Origin of the sequence: Bacillus sp. T3 (genome assembly GCF_033449965.1) — a bacterium.
In the GTDB taxonomy this organism is placed as follows: Bacteria; Bacillota; Bacilli; order Bacillales; family Cytobacillaceae; genus Bacillus_BU.
Map to the genome: position 1 here is coordinate 2,610,702 of NZ_CP137761.1, position 18,915 is coordinate 2,629,616.

20 protein-coding genes and 3 pseudogenes are annotated in these 18,915 nt (G+C 39.2%); 9 read left to right on the forward strand and 14 right to left on the reverse strand.

Features of this window, described 5'->3' with window-relative positions; all coding sequences use genetic code 11:
* The first annotated feature begins 50 nt into the window (after window positions 1-50).
* The gene (gene glpX, locus RGF10_RS13450) at window positions 51-1,025 is read left to right on the forward strand and encodes a class II fructose-bisphosphatase (RefSeq protein ID WP_318502806.1); all 975 of its coding nucleotides are present in this window, start codon (window positions 51-53) and stop codon (window positions 1,023-1,025) included.
* 460 nt (window positions 1,026-1,485) lie between these two features.
* Here glpX and RGF10_RS13455 read toward each other — a convergent pair whose 3' ends face one another.
* Window positions 1,486-2,487, reverse strand: a complete 1,002-nt coding sequence (locus tag RGF10_RS13455; RefSeq protein ID WP_318502808.1) for an ABC transporter substrate-binding protein — start codon at window positions 2,485-2,487, stop codon at window positions 1,486-1,488.
* A 596-nt stretch (window positions 2,488-3,083) separates the two neighbouring features.
* Here RGF10_RS13455 and RGF10_RS13460 point away from each other — a divergent pair.
* Together RGF10_RS13460 and RGF10_RS13465 are read left to right on the forward strand one after the other, a co-directional pair.
* On the forward strand, window positions 3,084-3,503 hold the full coding sequence (locus RGF10_RS13460) for an SRPBCC family protein (RefSeq protein ID WP_318502810.1): 420 nt from the start codon (window positions 3,084-3,086) through the stop codon (window positions 3,501-3,503).
* Between the two features lies 1 nt (window position 3,504).
* Window positions 3,505-3,856: pseudogene (locus RGF10_RS13465) on the forward strand (ArsR/SmtB family transcription factor).
* Between the two features lie 64 nt (window positions 3,857-3,920).
* Here the strand turns inward: RGF10_RS13465 and RGF10_RS13470 are convergent.
* On the reverse strand, window positions 3,921-5,198 hold the full coding sequence (locus RGF10_RS13470) for an MFS transporter (protein ID WP_412176731.1): 1,278 nt from the start codon (window positions 5,196-5,198) through the stop codon (window positions 3,921-3,923).
* A gap of 246 nt (window positions 5,199-5,444) precedes the next feature.
* On the opposite strand from RGF10_RS13470, the gene RGF10_RS13475 reads away from it, so the two are divergent.
* The gene (locus RGF10_RS13475) at window positions 5,445-5,588 is read left to right on the forward strand and encodes a hypothetical protein (protein WP_318502814.1); all 144 of its coding nucleotides are present in this window, start codon (window positions 5,445-5,447) and stop codon (window positions 5,586-5,588) included.
* Window positions 5,589-5,715: 127 nt separating this feature from the next.
* Here RGF10_RS13475 and RGF10_RS13480 read toward each other — a convergent pair.
* Window positions 5,716-6,174: pseudogene (locus RGF10_RS13480) on the reverse strand (response regulator transcription factor); the annotation flags it as partial.
* A 330-nt stretch (window positions 6,175-6,504) separates the two neighbouring features.
* Here RGF10_RS13480 and RGF10_RS13485 point away from each other — a divergent pair.
* The 3 genes from RGF10_RS13485 to RGF10_RS13495 all read left to right on the forward strand — a co-directional run bounded on the left by RGF10_RS13485 (window position 6,505) and on the right by RGF10_RS13495 (window position 7,931).
* Window positions 6,505-6,693 carry a hypothetical protein gene (locus RGF10_RS13485; RefSeq protein WP_318502816.1) on the forward strand — a complete coding sequence of 63 codons (189 nt, stop codon included), beginning with the start codon at window positions 6,505-6,507 and terminating at the stop codon, window positions 6,691-6,693.
* Between the two features lie 197 nt (window positions 6,694-6,890).
* Complete coding sequence (locus RGF10_RS13490; RefSeq protein WP_318502818.1) at window positions 6,891-7,064, forward strand: aspartyl-phosphate phosphatase Spo0E family protein; 174 nt, start codon at window positions 6,891-6,893, stop codon at window positions 7,062-7,064.
* Between the two features lie 282 nt (window positions 7,065-7,346).
* On the forward strand, window positions 7,347-7,931 hold the full coding sequence (locus RGF10_RS13495; RefSeq protein ID WP_318502820.1) for a YdcF family protein: 585 nt from the start codon (window positions 7,347-7,349) through the stop codon (window positions 7,929-7,931).
* A gap of 82 nt (window positions 7,932-8,013) precedes the next feature.
* On the opposite strand, the gene RGF10_RS13500 is transcribed toward RGF10_RS13495, so the two are convergent.
* Window positions 8,014-8,655: an HAD family hydrolase gene (locus tag RGF10_RS13500; protein ID WP_318502822.1), complete on the reverse strand. Its 642-nt coding sequence runs from the start codon at window positions 8,653-8,655 to the stop codon at window positions 8,014-8,016.
* 162 nt (window positions 8,656-8,817) lie between these two features.
* Here RGF10_RS13500 and RGF10_RS13505 point away from each other — a divergent pair, with 162 nt between their 5' ends.
* Window positions 8,818-9,144: a hypothetical protein gene (locus tag RGF10_RS13505; protein WP_318502824.1), complete on the forward strand. Its 327-nt coding sequence runs from the start codon at window positions 8,818-8,820 to the stop codon at window positions 9,142-9,144.
* A 37-nt stretch (window positions 9,145-9,181) separates the two neighbouring features.
* Here the strand turns inward: RGF10_RS13505 and RGF10_RS13510 are convergent, their stop codons facing one another.
* From RGF10_RS13510 to RGF10_RS13525, 4 genes are all read right to left on the reverse strand, one after another.
* Window positions 9,182-9,667: a GNAT family N-acetyltransferase gene (locus RGF10_RS13510; RefSeq protein WP_318502827.1), complete on the reverse strand. Its 486-nt coding sequence runs from the start codon at window positions 9,665-9,667 to the stop codon at window positions 9,182-9,184.
* Between the two features lie 80 nt (window positions 9,668-9,747).
* Window positions 9,748-10,116: a TetR-like C-terminal domain-containing protein gene (locus tag RGF10_RS13515; RefSeq protein WP_318502829.1), complete on the reverse strand. Its 369-nt coding sequence runs from the start codon at window positions 10,114-10,116 to the stop codon at window positions 9,748-9,750.
* The gene (locus RGF10_RS13520; protein WP_318502831.1) at window positions 10,109-10,324 is read right to left on the reverse strand and encodes a TetR family transcriptional regulator; all 216 of its coding nucleotides are present in this window, start codon (window positions 10,322-10,324) and stop codon (window positions 10,109-10,111) included. The genes RGF10_RS13515 and RGF10_RS13520 overlap by 8 nt, the downstream gene beginning before the upstream one ends.
* 16 nt (window positions 10,325-10,340) lie before the next feature.
* Complete coding sequence (locus tag RGF10_RS13525; RefSeq protein WP_318502833.1) at window positions 10,341-11,054, reverse strand: MBL fold metallo-hydrolase; 714 nt, start codon at window positions 11,052-11,054, stop codon at window positions 10,341-10,343.
* Window positions 11,055-11,302: 248 nt separating this feature from the next.
* Here RGF10_RS13525 and RGF10_RS13530 point away from each other — a divergent pair, with 248 nt between their 5' ends.
* Entirely contained in the window at window positions 11,303-11,728 is a 426-nt protein-coding gene (locus tag RGF10_RS13530) for a VOC family protein (RefSeq protein ID WP_318502835.1), read from the forward strand.
* A 505-nt stretch (window positions 11,729-12,233) separates the two neighbouring features.
* Here the strand turns inward: RGF10_RS13530 and RGF10_RS13535 are convergent.
* The 6 genes and pseudogenes from RGF10_RS13535 to ald form a co-directional block, all read right to left on the reverse strand.
* Window positions 12,234-13,668, reverse strand: a pseudogene (locus RGF10_RS13535) (NAD-dependent succinate-semialdehyde dehydrogenase).
* 89 nt (window positions 13,669-13,757) lie between these two features.
* Window positions 13,758-14,621 (reverse strand): amino acid ABC transporter ATP-binding protein, encoded by an 864-nt coding sequence (locus RGF10_RS13540; RefSeq protein ID WP_318502837.1) that lies wholly within the window; start codon window positions 14,619-14,621, stop codon window positions 13,758-13,760.
* Complete coding sequence (locus tag RGF10_RS13545) at window positions 14,614-15,321, reverse strand: amino acid ABC transporter permease (RefSeq protein WP_318502839.1); 708 nt, start codon at window positions 15,319-15,321, stop codon at window positions 14,614-14,616. The genes RGF10_RS13540 and RGF10_RS13545 overlap by 8 nt, the downstream gene beginning before the upstream one ends.
* Before the next feature lie 51 nt (window positions 15,322-15,372).
* Window positions 15,373-16,221, reverse strand: coding sequence for a substrate-binding periplasmic protein (locus tag RGF10_RS13550; protein WP_318502841.1), 849 nt, complete (start codon window positions 16,219-16,221; stop codon window positions 15,373-15,375).
* 253 nt (window positions 16,222-16,474) lie between these two features.
* Entirely contained in the window at window positions 16,475-17,683 is a 1,209-nt protein-coding gene (locus RGF10_RS13555; RefSeq protein ID WP_318502843.1) for an MFS transporter, read from the reverse strand.
* A 93-nt stretch (window positions 17,684-17,776) separates the two neighbouring features.
* Entirely contained in the window at window positions 17,777-18,910 is a 1,134-nt protein-coding gene (gene ald / locus RGF10_RS13560) for an alanine dehydrogenase (RefSeq protein ID WP_318502845.1), read from the reverse strand.
* Between the last annotated feature and the right edge of the window lie 5 nt (window positions 18,911-18,915).

Below are 18,915 nucleotides of genomic sequence, written 5' to 3' on the forward strand. Positions count from 1 at the left end.
GGTCTTATAACTTAACAATAGGGTTTACAGTTTTTATAGGAGGAGAGAAAATGCCAAACAACAAAGAAATGGATATCGTATGTACTCAACGTCTTGTCATGGATTTTCTTGCGGTATCCCAACAAGCAGCGATTGCCTCTTATCCTTGGATAGGTAAAGGAAATAAACATGACGCTGACGGTGCTGGTACCGGTGCGATGCGTGACAGAATGAACCAGATTGATATGTGTGGAGTCATTGTCATCGGTGAAGGCGAAATGGATGAGGCACCGATGCTTTATATTAATGAAGAACTCGGAACGAAAAATGGTCCCCACGTTGACATTGCAGTTGATCCGGTTGAAGGTACGACATTAATGGCAAAAGGACAGGATAACTCCTTGGCAGTCATTGCGGTTGCTTCCCGTGGAGCATTATTACATGCTCCGGATATGTACATGAAAAAAATCGCAGTCGGGCCAAAAGCTAAAGGCTGTATTGATATTGAATTACCATTAATAGACAATATGGTAGCCGTTGCGAATGCACTTGGCAAAGAAGTACAGGATTTAACTGTCATGATTCAAGACCGAGAACGACATAACGCCATCATTCAGGAAGTTATTTCTGCAGGTGCTAGAGTGAAGCTTTTTTCCGATGTCGATATAACGGGTGCAATTGCAACCGCATTTGATGAAATAGATGTTGATCTAGTCGTAGGAATCGGTGGTGCACCAGAAGGAGTCATTGCAGCAACCGCTCTAAAATGCTTAGGTGGAGATTTTCAAGCTGTGCTGATGCCACAAAATCAGGAAGAATGGAATCGTTGTATAGAAATGGGAATTCCCCATCCTGACCTCCCATTGAAGCTCGAAGAAATTGTTAAAACAGATGATTGCTTCTTTGTTGCGACTGGTATTACAGATGGAACCTTTTTAAAGGGTGTTACAAAAATCAAAGAATCCGGTGCGATGCAGACTCATTCAATCGTAATCGCCGGCGGAAAAATGAAAAGCTCACAATTTGTTGACGCAACGTTTTATTAGAGTAGAGCTGGAAGTGCAGAATAGCTGTTTTCTTTTTGGACCTGGGTTTGGGCCTGGGTTTGAGCCTGAGACGTGCATATCTGAATTGAGATGAGCATATCTGAATTGAGATGAGCATATCATAACTGAGACGTGCATAATTTCTAAAAGTTGGATCATATAATTTAAAAGTTGGATCATATAATTTTTGACTTGTATCATATCAGGTTCTAAACGTGCATATCGTCATAAAAATATTCATATATTCTGAGCCAGAACCTTCTTTTATATTAATTTATAAATTTTTTTTAAAAAAACACACTTTTTAAGTCGAAAAAATCTAGTAACTGCATAAGAATGAGTAGAATCTTTAGCTCTAATGAAAAAAGGGTGTCAGGTTAAATCCTGACACCCTTACTTTTCTAATAAGAATGAACTATAATCCAGCAAATTATTGATTTACACTATTCTTGGTTGGATCTTATTCCCCAACAATTTTAGCATCCTTCGTCATGGCTTCAGTAAGGGTAATTCCTTCTTCTTTCGCTGCTTTTTTGTTGATATACAAATCTAGCGTTTCAGGGAAACCGACCGGAATTTCACTTGGTTTCTTACCTTTAAGAACATCAACCGCCATATTACCAGTAGAATACCCTAGGTCATGATACTCAAAGCCATAAGATGCAAAGGTTCCGCGTTTAACAGAATCCCCTTCCCCAACGAAAGTAGGAGTATCATGGTCATTGGCAACTTTTATGATAGATTCAAGCGATGCGACAACTGTATTATCCTTTGGAACATAGAACACATCGACACGATCTACTAATGATTCTGCTGCTTGCTTCACTTCTGAACTAGTCGAAATCGATGCGAAAACAGGCTCTAATCCAATTTCCTTTAGCACTTTTTTGGCGTTTTCAACATTCGTAACGGCATTTGGTTCCCCAGAATTATAGACAATACCGACTTTTTTTGTATCTGGGAAAAATTCCTTAATCGATTTAATTGTATTCTTAATCGCATTTGGATGAGTATCTGACGTTCCAGTAACATTTCCACCTGGCTTTTCTAAGCTTTCAACTAAATTTGCACCAACCGGATCAGTAATCGCTGTGAAAATAATCGGAATATCCTTAGTTGATTTCGCCGCTGCTTGAGCACTTGTGGTCGTAATCGCAAAAATAAGATCACTTCCATCTGCCACCATGTTTTGGGCAATCGTCATATTGTTATTGATATCTCCCTGTGCATTCTGATAATCAATCGTTAAGTTCTTTCCTTCTATGTACCCTGCATCTTTAAGTGCATCCACAAATCCCTCTCTTGCTGCATCTAGCGATGGATGCTCAACGAGTTGAAGGATGCCAATTTTTACATTTTCCTTTTTTGTCTTAGCACTGGTGCTGCTTTCTTTACTAGTTGAACTACAAGCTGTAAGTACAAGCATTAGAACACTTAATATAGCTATTAGTTTTGTTTTCATTATGTAACCCCTTAATTAGTTTTAATTACTTTTATGATAAAACCGTAATCTCCCAATAATTATTTTATAAAAATACTCTTCCTTACACCTCACACCCCTTCCAACTTCTATAGTTAAAAGCATTAATGTTTCGACGCGTTAAAGCGTGTTGGTATTTTCATATAATAAACGAAACTATCAATCTTGTCAATTAATTATTTGAAAATTGTAATTTCATAGACAACATGCATAATATTTTATGGAACGGGGAAAAATAAAAATCGTTTGCTAGTGAATTTGTACTTGGCTAGGTACCGTTTTACTGGGCTTTTAATTGTTATTTGCTCACAGAACTGGCCTACGCGCACTAATTCAGTGAATTTTCCATTTTTGCATTCATAGTCCTTAGCTATGTGCACATTTTATTGTCCTTTTCTTTGTTTTGCACTTATAGAACTAGTATAGGTGCACTAATTCAATTAAATTTTTCAATACTTGCACTCGTAGACCTTGGCTATGTTAATAAGCAGTCCCTTGACATGAAACCAAATGGTTTTATATAATAAAATAAGCGAAACCAAATGGTTTCATTTTTACAAAAGAAAGTAGGAGATTCCATGGAAAATACACTACAGGACATTAAACAAACAGTTGTCATGAATGCACCTATTCAAAAGGTATGGGAAAAAGTAGCCACATCAGAAGGTATTGCCGCGTGGTTCATGCCCAATGATTTCAAAGCTGAGCTTGGTCATGAATTTCACTTGCAATCCCCTTTCGGCCCCTCTCCATGTAAAGTAACAGAAATCGATCCTCCAAATCGTCTTTCATTTACTTGGGATAAGGATGGTTGGTTTGTCACGTTTGAATTGAAGGAAATAGAGGATAAAACAGAATTTACGTTGACACATGGTGGCTGGAAGCAGGCAGATGAAATCATTGCCAAAGCAAATCAAAAAGCTTCAGTTATCCGCGACAATATGGCATCAGGTTGGACAGGTATTTTAGAAAAACTACGTCAGTTAATGGAGAACTAATATGTCCTCCTCAGCAAAAAAGCATGATGTATTTCAAGCGATTGCTGATCCAACTAGACGTGAGGTGCTTCGCTTATTGGCAGAAAAAGAACGGCCGATATCGGAAATTTCATCCCATTTTCCAATCAGTCGAACGGCAATCGCCAAGCATCTGCAAATTCTGACTGAAGCCGAGTTGGTAAGCGGGAAAAAATCCGGAACGCGAAAAAATCTTTCAACTTCACCCCGAACCGCTAACTGAAATTAAACAATGGCTAGCCTTTTACGAGCAATTTTGGAGTAATAAGCTTTCAATACTCAAGCATCTTGTCGAGCAAGAAGACGAGTTTGAAATCGAAGAACAGGACGAATAACATAAAAAGAACGCTAGTCACATCCCATAGCAATGGGTAGATTCTAGCGTTCTTTTTGATAGCCCTAGTCCCTTGTTTCAAAAGCTGTCTTACCAACAACCTCTTCATGCTTCATTTTAATCAATGGAATTAACAGAAGCGTTCCAATCAAGAATAAAGCTCCAGAAATTAAATAAACACCAAATAATGTAACCGGCGTTTTGAGGAGACCGGAAAGAGTCATTCCCACGACCATCATGCCCATAAACATCGGATTTAGCACACCATTAACCCGGCCGACAAATGCCTCATCAGAATTTTGAAGAATGAGAGTGTTGATGCCGATGTGGATGCATGGGAAGAATAGCCCATTAAAAACCTGTAAAACGATGGTGAGGGTAGAACTAGTGGACCAGCCAATCCCAATCGTAGCAATCATACTAGCGAAAATACCAATTGCAAGTAATTTTTGCGGTGAAATTTTCTTTGAAATCGCCATAACGATGCCACCACCGACTAACATCCCTATACCATTGGCAACGAGGAGCCACTGTAGAAAATCTTTGGTCATACCAAGATTTTCAATCGCAATAAAAATCCCAAGCGGTTGGATAAGACCTACCGCTAAACCACATACTGCAAACATTCCGCCCATAACTTTGAGAACGGTCTTTGACATAACATAACGGAATCCATCTGCAAGCTCTTTCTTAAAGTTGTTCTCCGTTTTTTCTGCTTTTTCAAGGTCGCGAGGTAATTTTGATAAAACTAAGGCAGATAAGAAGAACATAATGCCCATGACAGCAATCGAAACGTTAATTCCATATTTCTGATATACAAATGTGCCAATCATTGGTCCAACCACCATAAAAATCGCCATTAAGGATTGAAACATGGCCATTACCGATTGAAGCTGCTCTTCTGGAACATGCCGTTTAAACAATCTCATCGCTGAAGGCATGGAAAACTGTGATAAAATGGCTGATGCCAAGGTTGCGAAAAATATCGCATGCCATGATCCATAGACAAGCGCTAACAACACAGCAAACACGGAAATTCCTGATAAAATATCGCACCATACCATCGTCAACTTCGGTTTCCATCGGTCTGCAAAGGTACCACCAATAAAGGAAAAGATAAAGATTGGTACAAATTCTGCAACAGAAATTAACGATACATAGAGCGGATCATTGTTGGTAATATCGGTTACGTATAGGAGGATCGCAAAGTTCCTCACCCAAATACCTAGCTGCAATAAAAAATTAGATGTCATAATCGCCAAAACGATTTTATTTGCAAAAATACTGCCAGTTTGTTGCCTATTGGTGCCTTGGCTTCCTTGATTTTGAGACATTTCCAACATCATCACCCTTTCACCTACCATTGACCAGGCAGGTCATTATTCGAAAACAAGAATTCATATTCTATCAGAAATAATCATAATTTAACAGAGTTTTTTCCAAAATAAAACACAAACCCTCCATATTTTGACCGACATTTTACGAGACCATTCGCGAAGATGGTAATTTTTCCAATTAAGAATGGCATGAGATCGTTAGTAAATAATAGAAACATACTAAAAAAATCTAAAAATAAAGGAGCGAACGACATGAAGAAAAAAGAATCAAAAAAAGAACAACTCCAAGACCAAGCCTATGGTGATGAATGGGGCCCGGTCGAAAATGTTTCATATAATGAAAAAACAGGACAGCCGGTGCCCCAACCAAAGGATTACGATGAAATAGAATATTAATCAGAAAAGCGCAAGGCGCCCATCAAATATCTATTCATTCTAATACTAAGCAGAAAAAACTGCCCCAAACATAATAACTTGGGGCAGCTCTTAAGTCTAAAATTAACTTGTTAGCTGTAACGAAATGGTCACCGTGAACCTTGACTTCCTTCGCTTCTGTTTCTAAAGTAAGCCCATTTAAATCGATTACTTTTTTCATTCCTTCATATGTACCAAATGTTACATAACGTCGAAGCTGGGATTTTACCCTGGCGACAAGCTCCATCGGGTTAAACGGCTTAGTGACATAATCATCAGCCCCAACCTGGAGACCGAGAATTTTATCGGTATCCTCACTTTTCGCACTCAATATAATAATCGGAATATTTTTTTGTTCACGTATTTTATAGGTGGCAGCAATTCCATCCAACCTCGGCATCATTACATCCAAAATAATCAGGTGAATCTCCTGCTCATTTAAGATTTCTAATGCTTCAATCCCATCAGCTGCTTTTAATACGGTAATCCCTTCATTTTTTAAATAAATTTCAATCGCATCTCGTATTTCTTTTTCATCATCGACAACGAGAACATTGTAATGATTCATATTCACCCTACTTTCTATGTGCCATCATTTCTATCATAAGTGTAATCAACAAATCTTAACATTTTTTAAGGATAAATCTTAAGAAATTCTGAAGATTTTTGAGGTCAACATTTAAACGTAAAATCTTTTTCTTGGAAATCCATAAATTAAAGTATAAATGAATTCGACCTTGAGTTACTGTCGTTTTTTGCCGTATTTCGAAAGAATTACTCTATCTATATAATTATTTGAAAGGAAATGTAGAGAAGTTTTTTATGATGGTAGCAGGAAAAAACTAAGTCTTTCCCAAAATAGTATAGTAGACGAAAACGTGGAAGGGTGGTTATAACCTTGGCTTCAGAAATATCCTTAAAGCAAATCGTAGAAGGTATTCCTAGTTCCTTGTTAAGTGCCTCGGACCGTGATTTAGAAGGCTTCCAAAAAATCATTGACGAAACCATTAAACTTAGAGAATCTCATCGGAATCTTCAAAAAATGATTCGTAATTTCTCGTCCTCCACCACAATTAAAAGCTCTTAATTCTTTCGATTAGAACCATTTGGGGAGGTCGGAATACCTTCCCACTGTTCTTTTTTTATACAAAAAGAAGAAGTCGAAGTTTACACTATACACGACTTGTAAACGTTCATATATTTGTCAAAAATAAAGAAGTATTCAAGTGTAAATCTATAGTAAAATAGTTAAAAATAAACATTTATTGAAATGAGGATAAAATTATGGAAGGCTTATTGACTGTTAATCTATGTGATCTGCAAAATAAAATTGAGTCTTTAAAGAATCGAATGATTGATACAGGACTTAAGCATGGCCTTAACCATGGCAAAACGATTCAGATCAGCCAAGAGCTTGATGCATTAATCTTTGAATATCAGCATTTAATTCGTAATTAATCACATAGTTCCATCGCTTTTTTAAGTTTGTTTAATTTTTCATCCAATCATACAAACTTCCTTGTTATTTATAAATGTATCTTCATTTATAAGGTGGTTTAATCATGCTTGCCACCTTAATTTATAAATATTTATTTCAAAGAAAACGTTTTTACTCCACTATATATTTCTCCCCTGTTTCCCAACCCATTACAATTTTCCATAGATTCCCAAGCAGAAGTTTCATATAATAAATTATAGCTATCCCATTTATACTAAATTATCTGAAACGGACTGGACAGATTGAATAAGAATAAAAGGATCAAAAAGATGCTGATCATACTATTTTGCTTTGCTATTATCTATTTCGGGTTTTTACAATTTAAAATTTCCCAATATAGCCATTTAGGTGTGCCTGATAATGTCGATTATCTGATCGTACTTGGGGCAAGGGTTAAGGGTACCACTCCTTCATTGGCTCTTGAGGAACGTATTGCTAGTGCAGCTGATTATTTGAAGAAAAACAAGGATACATTTGTGATTGCATCAGGAGGACAAGGAGCCGGTGAGGACATTTCAGAGGCTGAATCAATTAAACAAGAGTTGATGAAGCGCGGCATTGACAAATCTAGAATTAAACTAGAAGACCGCTCAACCAGTACCTATGAAAATATTAAATTTTCTAAAGCACTCCTCCCTAGTAGTGCAAAATCAGGATTGATTGTCACAAATAATTTCCACCTATACCGTGCTCTATTGATTGCGGAGGATTACGGACTAACCATCTCGGGGATTCCTGCCAAAACACCACTGATTGCGATTCCAAAATCCTTTTCTCGCGAGTATTTGGCTATTACGAAGTACTATTTAATGAAGATAATAGATTAGCTTTTTGTATTTATGAAGACGACTGAGCCCTAGCTAATTAAGTAGCTAGGGCTCAGCGTTTTAAACCTCAATCTTTTGTTAACTAAACAAAGCTTAATACGTCTCTAACAGACTTAACAATCTGGTTTGCCTTAGATAAATCAAGGTTTCCTGAATCAGGATTGACATAAGCAATGGTTCTCATTCCTGCGCTATTCCCGGCATCGACACCGTTATTTGAATCTTCAAGGATTGTGCAGTTTTTAGGAAGAACATTTAATCTTCTTGCTGCCTCTAAAAAGATATCCGGAGCAGGCTTTCCATGCTCAACTTCATCTCCATTTACGATTGTGTCAAAAAAGGAGAGAATTTCAAATTTATTCAGTACAGCCTCAATAAATTCCTTTGGAGATGACGAGGCCAATGCAATACGGTAATTTAAATCTTTTAGCTTATTAAGAAGCTCACGTATTCCATCAATCGGTTGTAGTTCATTTTGCTCTATGTATTTCACTTTTTCTTTATCGGCCACTTCGACAATTTGTTCAGCTCTTAAGTCGAGCCCATCCTCTTTAATAATCGACTCCCAAACATCCATCGAGCGCATACCCACATATTTCTTCATTCGTTTTTGATCAATGTTTATGGAAAAATATTTCGTCGCAACGTCCAGTTCAATTCGTTCGTGCATCGGCTCACTGTTAATTACTACGCCGTCCATATCAAAAATAAATGCTTTCTCCATTCCTTGCACCTCATTCTTGTGTACTTTTCTGGCTTTAAGACTCATTATAAGCCAAAGGAAGCATTTTATTTAAAGAATGAAAATTTAAATATTATAGTGCAAGCCAGTGTTGAATAGATTGTTACAATGAAGGCTTACATATATAGAAAGTGGGGCTAAGGGATGAAGGCAAAAATCCACCGATGCAATTGCCGCAACACTTGGTCTATTCAAAATAGAAAAACAAAAATGACAGCAAAATCAGTACTGCTAAATGGAGAATGGGCAGTTGAATTAAAACCCGAGCGCCATCGAAACCCGAAAGGCTTCGTAGCAGCAAAGGACAGTCGTCAGATTATCTTAAACCCTTCTAGGGAATTACTGGAACAGTACAAAATTGTCACCAAATTAATTTATGATAAATATCGTGTTAATTTTAATTTTAACAATGGGAATGATTTATTTTTTGCCGAAGATGGTGCCTGCTATCTTGTTCATAAATCAAAATAAGGAAGCAGGCGAACGATTCTCCTGCTTCCTTGCATTTCTATATATTTTTGCACATATCATACCAGACCACGCCACCATGAACTGATTTAGATACTCCATAGTTTTGATAGCCATGCTTTTCATAAAACGGAATTAAACTTTCTTTACAAGTTAGCGTGATGGTCTCGCGTTGCTTATCTTTTGCCTCTTGTTCAAGCCTTTCTAGTAATATAGAAGCGATTCTTCTATTTCGAAAATGGGGATGAACGGCCAATCCTAAAATCGATTGGTGACCGCCCATGGTCGGATTCGCTGAAATTTCTCCGAATAAGTCATCTGTGATAAATGGTGAAGGAATAACGGGACCATTAATTAATCCTGCTAAAATCCCATCCTCTTCAGCTACAAGAAAGCTATCGGGTATGACCTTGATTCTTTGCTCAAACGCTTGGTGTGTTGCAGCTTCTTCAGGGGTAAAACACAATTGCTCGATCTCAACTAGTTTTAATAAGTCATCTCTTTGTACGTTTCTGATTTTTAACATTACTATAGTTGCCTCCTAAGACTAAGTTGTCGGAATGTTTTTATCCAGATGCATAACCTGTTTTATTTTCTTAAATATCTTCAAATCAACCTGTATTTTTCACAAGTCCTGGCCAAAAAGGTATTGACGATAAACTGAAGTGTTCCATCTAGATCAATCGGCATTCCAAAGCCACCTTTTTGTTCAATAGAAGCGAATCCATGCAGTAAACTTCGCAAACCACGGACCGCGTGAATCGCATCATCATCCTCCAAACCAAATTCATAGATGACATTTAGAATAAGCTTCACAACTTCTTCCGCTGCATACTTATACTCTCCATCACCTTGATCAGGGGTGCGGATTGTAGCTTCATAGGTTCCCGGATGATTCCGTGCAAAAGCCACATATCGATTTGCGATTGCTGTAATAGCCGCCTCTTTTTCGTTTCCTATTATCGCTTCAGACATTTCTACCCTCAATTGCCGAAGTTCCGGAAATAGCTAGCCTATTTCGCAAATCATTTAAGCTTTTAACATGGTTGTAAAGAGATGGTGATCGTATGCCTAATTTTTTAGCAACCATCGCTAATGTAACGTTTTCTAATCCAAATTCATCAGCTAATTCAGCAAAACTATTAAGCAATATCCCTGAATCTATCCCTACTCTTGGTGACATATGATATTTCAACTCCTTAACGCTTCATCAAATTATTTTCTGCTTTTATAATGGCCTGCTCGAGCTCCATCATTGGATTCCGCAGCATATCCCCATGACCAACAGCAAGCAAGCTAGGCTGAAATTCTCTGATCTTCTTAGCACTCTCGACTGCAGCATGTTTATTCCATGTTGCAAGGGCTGGAAATGGAAACATAAGACTGTATTGGCCAGAGACATTGATTCCACCCCTGATTTGTATGGCGTCGCCGGCAATCATTGAGCCATTTCTTGTATCAAAGAAAGCCATCGACCCTGGTGTATGCCCAGGAACAGCAATCGATACAAGCGAACCGATTTTATCTCCATCATTCAAGAGCACATCAGGTGTTGTTTTGATTTTCTTTGGTACACCACCTTTTATAGGCAACTGCGGTTCAGTCTCATTTAATGAACAGTCACCTGCTAACAGGCGTGAGTCTCGTTTTGAAATGTATACTTGAACATTCGGCAAAATCCTTTTCAAAGCATCCAATGCCCCGACGTGATCCCCATGGGCATGGGTAAGGACGATTCTTGTAATTGGCTTCCCGATTTTATTCGCTGTTTCAATAATCCCCTTTGAACTATAAGGAAGTGCCGCATCAATTAATGTCAATCCCTCTTCTTCCTCAACAAAGTAACAATTAACCTGGAAAAAAAGTGGCAGGAAGGTCATCTGTGTAATCGTTCCTTCGTGAATTACTCTCATAAAATCCCCTCTTTTCGTTAATCAACGGAAAAACTAATACCATTAGTTTTATCGTAACTAATGGTATTAGTTTTCGCAATAAAAAATTCCAATTTTTTAAAAATCAATGTTTAACTTCACTCGAATGATATATTTTATCAATATTGGTTTATAATGGAGATTGAGTTGAGTTATTCGATGGATGGCTTGATTTCAAACGCAGAAAATCATTATCTAATCAAATTCAAACAATCCGGAGGTAGAAGAACATGACATTGCGATTGAGCCCGTATTTAATGATGAATGGAAATGCAAATGAGGCAATTCAATTTTATTCAAAGGTTTTAGGTGCGGAGGTCCTTTTCAATCAGACCTTTGGTGAAATGCCGGAAAATCCTGAGTTTCCTTTACCGGAGGAAGCAAAGAATTTAGTTTCACATGCGATGATTAAAATTGGCGAATCTGATTTAATGTTCTCAGATAATTTTCCAGGTCAACAAAGCCAAAGCGGCAACCAAGTAACGATTTGTATTACAGTAAAAGACGCTGACAAATCAAAGCAAATTTACGAAGCACTCCTTGAAGGCGGTGAGGTAAAAATGCCATTTCAGGAAACCTTCTTTAGCCCAGGCTACGGCATCGTCACAGACAAATTCGGCATCACCTTCCAAATCTTCACCGAAGGAGAACATTAATTTAGCAAGGAAGCATGAGGGTTCTCGTGCTTCTTTTTTTATTGGCGTGGGTTCGAATTTATCGGACAGTTCGGCGACTTGGCTGCTTCAGTTTGTCCGATACAGCCTTTCTATCGGACAGTTCAGCGCTTTGGCTGCTTCAGTTTGTCCGATACAGCCTTTCTATCGGACAGTTCGGCGACTTGGCTACTTCAGTTTGGCCGATACAGCTTTTCTATCGGACAATTCGGCGACTTGGCCGCACCAGTTTGACCGATACAGCCTTTCTATCGGACTGTTCGGCGACTTGGCCGCTCCAGTTTGACCGATACAGCCTTTCTATCGGACAGTTCAGCACTTTGGCTGCTTCTGTTTGGCCGATACAAGACCATTCCATCAAACAAAATCACAAACCTCAAATATATTTAAAGTATTCGCATCATCAACCAGAAAATAGCAAAATAAAAGACTGAGGATCTATTGCTCCCCAGCCTCTTGATCAACCAACTTCGTGCGACATAAAAACTCAATCCAACGAAATAGAAATAAACTTTGTTTCCAAAAACTCTTCAATCCCATGATGACCACCCTCGCGGCCTAGTCCACTTTGCTTAAATCCGCCAAATGGCGCCTGGGCAACTGACGGCAACCCATCATTTAAGCCGACAATCCCATACTCCAACTGTTCACTTACCTTCAAAGCCCGGCTCAGGTTTTGAGTAAAGACGTATGCCGCTAAACCGAATGGCGTATTGTTAGCTCGCTGAACAACCTCCTCAGCACTTTTGAAGGTTGCAATTGGCGCTAGCGGTCCAAATGTCTCCTCGTTCATGCAGACCATATCATCACTAGCATCAAGCAGCACGGTCGGTTCAAAGAAATAACCCCCGTTCAAGGAAAGTCGCTTTCCTCCAGTCTTAACAGTACCGCCTTTTTCCAATGCATCGGCAATTTGCCCTTCGACTTTCTTCAACGCCTCCCCATCAATCAATGGCCCGACCACAACACCTTCCTCCATGCCATCACCAATTTTCATTTCTCTAACAGCCTCAATGTATTTTTCGCTAAAAGCATCAGCAATCGATTCCTGGACGAAGATTCGGTTCGCACAAACACAAGTTTGTCCTGGCATTTCTAAATTTCGAAGCAATTGCTCCAGCAACTGCCTTATCAAGATTCGCATCATCAAATACGATAAATGGCGCGTGCCCACCTAACTCCAATGAAACCTTTTTAACCGTCTCTGCCGCACCGCGCATCAGGATTTTTCCGACTTCAGTTGAACCAGTAAAAGTGATTTTGCGAACTCGTGGATCCTCTAGCCATGCTTCCCCAATTGCTTTTGGATCACCGGTAACGATTTGCAAAACACCATCTGGAATTCCAGCCTCTGCCGCTAATTGGACTAATTTCAACGCCGTTAATGGCGTTTGTTCGGCTGGCTTCACAACTGCCGTACAACCTGCCGCTAACGCTGGTGCAACTTTGCGTGTGATCATTGCAGCTGGAAAATTCCAAGGTGTAATTGCGGCAATGACACCGACTGGTTGTTTTAACACCAATATTCGTTTGTCTTCATGAGAAGCAGGAATCGTTTCTCCGTAAATCCGCTTTCCTTCTTCCGCATACCATGAAATAAAACTATTCGCATAGGCCACCTCACCCAATGCTTCTTTAAACGGTTTACCCTGCTCGCGTGTCATGATTTTTGCAATCTCTTCTTTATTTTCATCCATTAATCTGTACCATTTATTTAATATTTCGCCGCGTTCAGCAGCTGTTTTTTTTGACCAAGCTGGCAATGCTCCATATGCCGCGTCGACTGCTTGTCTTGCTTCAGCCGCACCACCGTTCGGCACGGTTGCAATGACCTCTCCATTTGCTGGATTGATGACAGGAATAACCGATAATCCATCTTTATCTACAGATGATTCTGATAAATATGTTTGTTTTGCAGTCATTTCAATACTCCTTTCCTATTAAAAATTTAGATTCGAGAAAAGTTTATCAAATAACCTCGTTTCATCTCAAATATTAAACAACGTATCTTCTATAAATTTGAAGTCTTTTCTTTTAATAGAGAAGACATACGACCTTTTTCCTTGCGCATTCCGATCCCAACAAGTGTCTCGTCACTCGCATCTGAATCAGTCACAGCTTCTGGATGCTCTACTTTTTTAATAAACGATCGGGTCCGTTCATGCTTAGGGTGGTGGAACAATTGCTTTGGATGACCTTCTTCTACGATAATCCCCTTGTCCATAAAAATGATGCGATCTCCGATATCCTCAGCAAATTTCATTTCGTGTGTCACGATGACCATGGTCATGCCTTCTTCTGCAAGCTCCTTCATAACATTTAATACTTCCCCAACAAGTTCAGGATCAAGAGCCGAGGTCGCTTCATCAAACAACATCACCTTTGGTTCCATTGCAAGGGCTCTTGCAATCGCTACACGTTGCTGCTGTCCTCCTGAAAGCTGACTTGGATAATGATTCATTCGATCAATTAATCCAACCTTTCGCAAATAGCGCTCCGCTGTTTTCCGAGCTTCCTCCTTCGACTTTTTCCGGATTTTCATTTGAGCGGCCATGACATTTTCTAATGCAGTCATGGTTGGGAAAAGATTAAATCTTTGAAAGACCATGCCAATCTCTGTTCTTAATTTTGCGACGTGCTTTTCATTATATTTTTTCGATGGTTCCACGAAATACTCGCCCTCGACCTTCACAAAGCCCGTCGAAGGTGTTTCAAGAAAATTCAGACACCTGAGCAAAGTCGATTTCCCTGAACCGGATGGCCCGATGATGACCACCTTTTCGCCTTTTGTAACCTTAAAGTCGATTCCTTTTAAAATCTCATTTTTCCCAAACGACTTGTGCAATTCTGTAACCTCGATCATCACCTCATGCATGTTTTAATAACCTCCGTTCCAGCAATCGTATAATTTGTGCCATTGGTAAACTAATTATTAAATAAGCTAGTGCTAAAAGTGTATAGGATTCGATTGTTAAAAATGTCTGAGAAGCGTAGGATTGTGTTCGTAGGAGTAATTCATTAACTGTGATAAAAGCTAACAAAGAAGTATCCTTTATCATCATGACTAGATAATTGCCTAAGACAGGAATAGAAGATCTGGTTGCTTGCGGCATAATGATGGACCACATCGATTGACGTTTTGTATAGCCTAGTGCCAGGGCTGCTTCGTTTTGACCTTTGTCGACCGATAAAATGGATGACCGTATTACTTCTGATAAATAGGAACCGTAGTTAATTCCGAGCCCTAACATCCCAGCCATAAATGGACTAATTGTAAACTGAAATTCCGGGTTCCAAACTTGAACAAATAGCTCAATCAATAACGGGACAACATAGTACATATAAACAAGTTGTACGAGCAGTGGGGTTCCGCGAACAATTTCTAGAAAAAATACTAGTATACCGTTTAATAGTTTTGATTTTGAAATCCGCCCAAGCGCAATGAACACTCCGAGCACTATCGCTAAGGCAAAACCGCTGATTGTTGCTTTAATCGCAATCCACATTCCTTCAACCAGGATCGGCAGAAGATCTGCCGATGCCGTCGTGAAATCCAAATTTTCAATAACATTCATTTGAAACACCTCTTTTCAGTTTATCCAACTATACTGATGGTTTTACCAAAGTTATTCTTTTTCCTCATAGACATAATCTTCATTTAACCCATACTTTTTCAATACTTCTAAAATAAAGCCGTCTTCCTTCATTTTCGCCATTTCCTTGTTAACCGCTTCAACCAATGTCTTGTCCTCTTTGCGAGCTGATGCGGCAATCTTTCCTGTTGCTTGCGCTTTATATGGTGAAACGATTTTTAGACTTAAGGTTGGATCCTGTTTAATCGTGTAAGCTGCGACCACACCATCTGTTAACGTTGCATCGATTTTGCCCGTATTCGCTGCTAACAGTAGATCAGCTGATGACCCATAAATTTCAACACTGCCAATTTTGCCTTCTTTTTGAAGATTTTGAGCCAGTTCTAAAAAGGTTACCCCTTTTTGTGCCCCAACTTTTTTCCCTTTCAAATCTTCAATTCCCTTAATTGTTGAATCTTTTGGAACGACTAATGCTTCACCCTGTTGGTACCAAATATCTGTGAAAAGAGCGATTTTCTCTCGTTCAGGCTTGCGGTACATTCCATCTGTGACCATATCAATGCTACCATTGTTCAACTCTAGTAATAGATTCTCAAACTTAACTTCTTTCATTTCAACCTTAGGAATCCCTAAACGCTTGGCGACTTCCTTAATGATCTCCGCATCAATCCCTGTAAATTCCTTTGTGTCCTTGTCAATATAGGCAAATGGCGCATCATTTGAGGATCCTACCACCAATACCCCTTTTTCTTTCGCCTTTTGTAGCGTATCTTTTTTATCCGCGGATGCGCTGGTTGAGCTTTTTTCACTACTTCCGCCACATCCAGCCAGAATCCCCGCCAATAACGTGACCAACAAAAACAAATTCAATACTTTTTTCATTTCCATTCCCCCAATAAATGTTTTTACTAACACGAATGTTTACAGTCATTCATGTAAGATTGTTTATCAATTGTTGATAGATTCTTTTGTAACATAGGATTATAGACTTCAAATCTACTTAAATTGCTGTTTATCTTATTCTACAAAATATGCCCTAGCTCTTACTTTTTCGAGGTTATCACGAATATTCAAATTATTCCAATTACATGTTAGATAATCTAACAGATATTTTCAGTGAGATTATCTTACAAATTCAACTTTGTCTCATCGTAATGTGTGGAACGCCGTCCTTTCGCTCGGACTTTCTTCCATGAAGTGTAAAGTATAAGAAGGTACAAGCAAATCCAACTATGGCAGCAATGACATAAATCCCTCTCAACCCGACCAGTGGAATAAAGAAGCCTAACAAATATGGACCAAAGCCAATTCCTCCATCGATAAAGACAAAGAATGTCGAGGTCGCTAAGCCGATCCGTTGTCGTGGGGCTACTTTGACAGATATTGCTTGGGCACTAGACATAAACGTACCAAACCCTATTCCAATCAAGGCTGCGGCGATTAATAAAAGCAAACCATGTTGTGCCTGGCTTAAAATCCATAAACCAATTGAAAAAATAACGAAGGCTGGGTACATCACAAAGTTTTCACCCTTTTTATCAAACCAAAGGCCAGTAAATGGTCTAGAAATTAAAATGAATAACGCATAAACGATGAAGAAAAAGCTGCCGGCCTCAACCAGCCCAATCTCAAATGTATAAGAGGTTAAAAAGCTTAGAACTGCTGAGTAGCTAAAGCCCATCAACACACTGATAAGGGCAATCGGCAATGCTTTTGGTTCAATGAAATTAGTCAATTGGAAACTCTTCAAGTTGACAATATATTCATTTGATTTCGGAAGCTTCGGTACTTTTAAGAAAAAAGAGGAGAGAAAACAAATTAGTAAGACGGCGGTACACATGATGAAAATCAGATTAAATTGGTCAAATCGTGATAGGTACATCCCGATAAAAGGACCAATCGCTGAGGCGAGTGTGGTGCTCATCGCATAATAGCCTGTCCCTTCACCGCGCCGTTCGTCTGGGATAATCAACGAGATAATGGTACCAGTAGCTGTAGAAGCCACACCAAATCCTGCTCCGTGTAAAAAGCGAACAACAAACAAAAATGCCAAACTATTAACGACAAAATATAATAAGGTAGTAATTAAGAATAAAGTAAGTCCTATATACAGCATTCTCTTCATGCCGACAATCTCGATCAATTTTCCTGCAAACAATCGGCCAACAAGGGCCCCGACGATGAAAATTCCTGATGCTAGCCCTGCCTGACTTGGTGAGGCTGCAAAATATTTGACAGCAAATACAGTCATGACCATCATTAACAAATAGTAAGTTAAGTAAATAAAGAAATTTGTTAATGAATTAATCAAGAAATCCTTCGTCCATAAACGTGGTCTATTCATCAAATTTCCTCTCTTAATAGTTTTTCTTTTTTTAAAGATATTCAGGGTGGGGAATATGGCGTAAGTAAGGATTCACTTACTTACGCCTTGCACTTATACATTCACAATTTTTTTTGAAAAAATGCTCTCAACTGGAATATATGGATATCCATGTGCTTTTGCGACAGATTCATAAGTAACATTCCCATTGAGAACATTGATTCCTTTGGCGATGGCTGGATTATCCTTTGCGGCATCAACGTACCCTTTATTTGCGATTTGAACTCCGTACGGAACAGTCACATTCGTTAGCGCGATCGTTGATGTTCGAGCGACAGCCCCAGGAATATTCGCAACTGCATAGTGGATCACACCGAACTTTTCATAGGTAGGCTCACTATGGGTTGTAATATGATCAATTGTCTCGATTGATCCACCTTGGTCGATCGCTACATCCACAACGACTGAGCCTGATTGCATCGTTTTAATCATGTCTTCCGTAACTATTCGCGGTGCGCGTGCACCCAGAATGAGAACCGCGCCGATAAGCAGGTCCGCTTTTTTAACAGCGGCAGCGATATTATAGCTATTGGACATGAGTGTGTTTAGCTTTCCTTGGAACAAATCATCAAGCTGGCGAAGTCGGTCCACATTCGTATCAAGAATCGTAACCTTTGCACCTAAGCCAATCGCCATCTTTGCAGCATTCGTTCCCACAATTCCACCGCCAATAATCGTGACTTCAGCAGGCTCTACCCCTGGTACACCACCTAACAAAATCCCTTTTCCACCTTTATGCTTTTCAAGATACTGCGCTCCGATTTGAACGGCCATTCGACCAGCAACCTCACTCATCGGTGTTAGTAATGGAAGTGCCCCATTATCAAGCTGTACTGTTTCATAGGCAATGGCTACTACATTGCTATCTATTAGCGCCTGTGTCAATTCTGGTTCTGGTGCAAGATGTAAGTAGGTGAAGAGGATCAAGCCTTTGCGAAAATATTGATACTCTGAAGGCAACGGCTCTTTTACTTTCATCACCATATCTGCACTCCATACTTCGGATGCTGATGGTACGATTTTCGCACCAACTTTGATATAATCCTGATCGCTAAAGCCACTTCCCGTACCGGCTCCAGTCTCAATCCAAATTTCATGCCCATTTTTCACGAAGTCTGTAACACCGGCTGGGGTAATACCAACACGATTTTCATTATTTTTAATTTCCGTAGGGATTCCAATAATCATGGTCA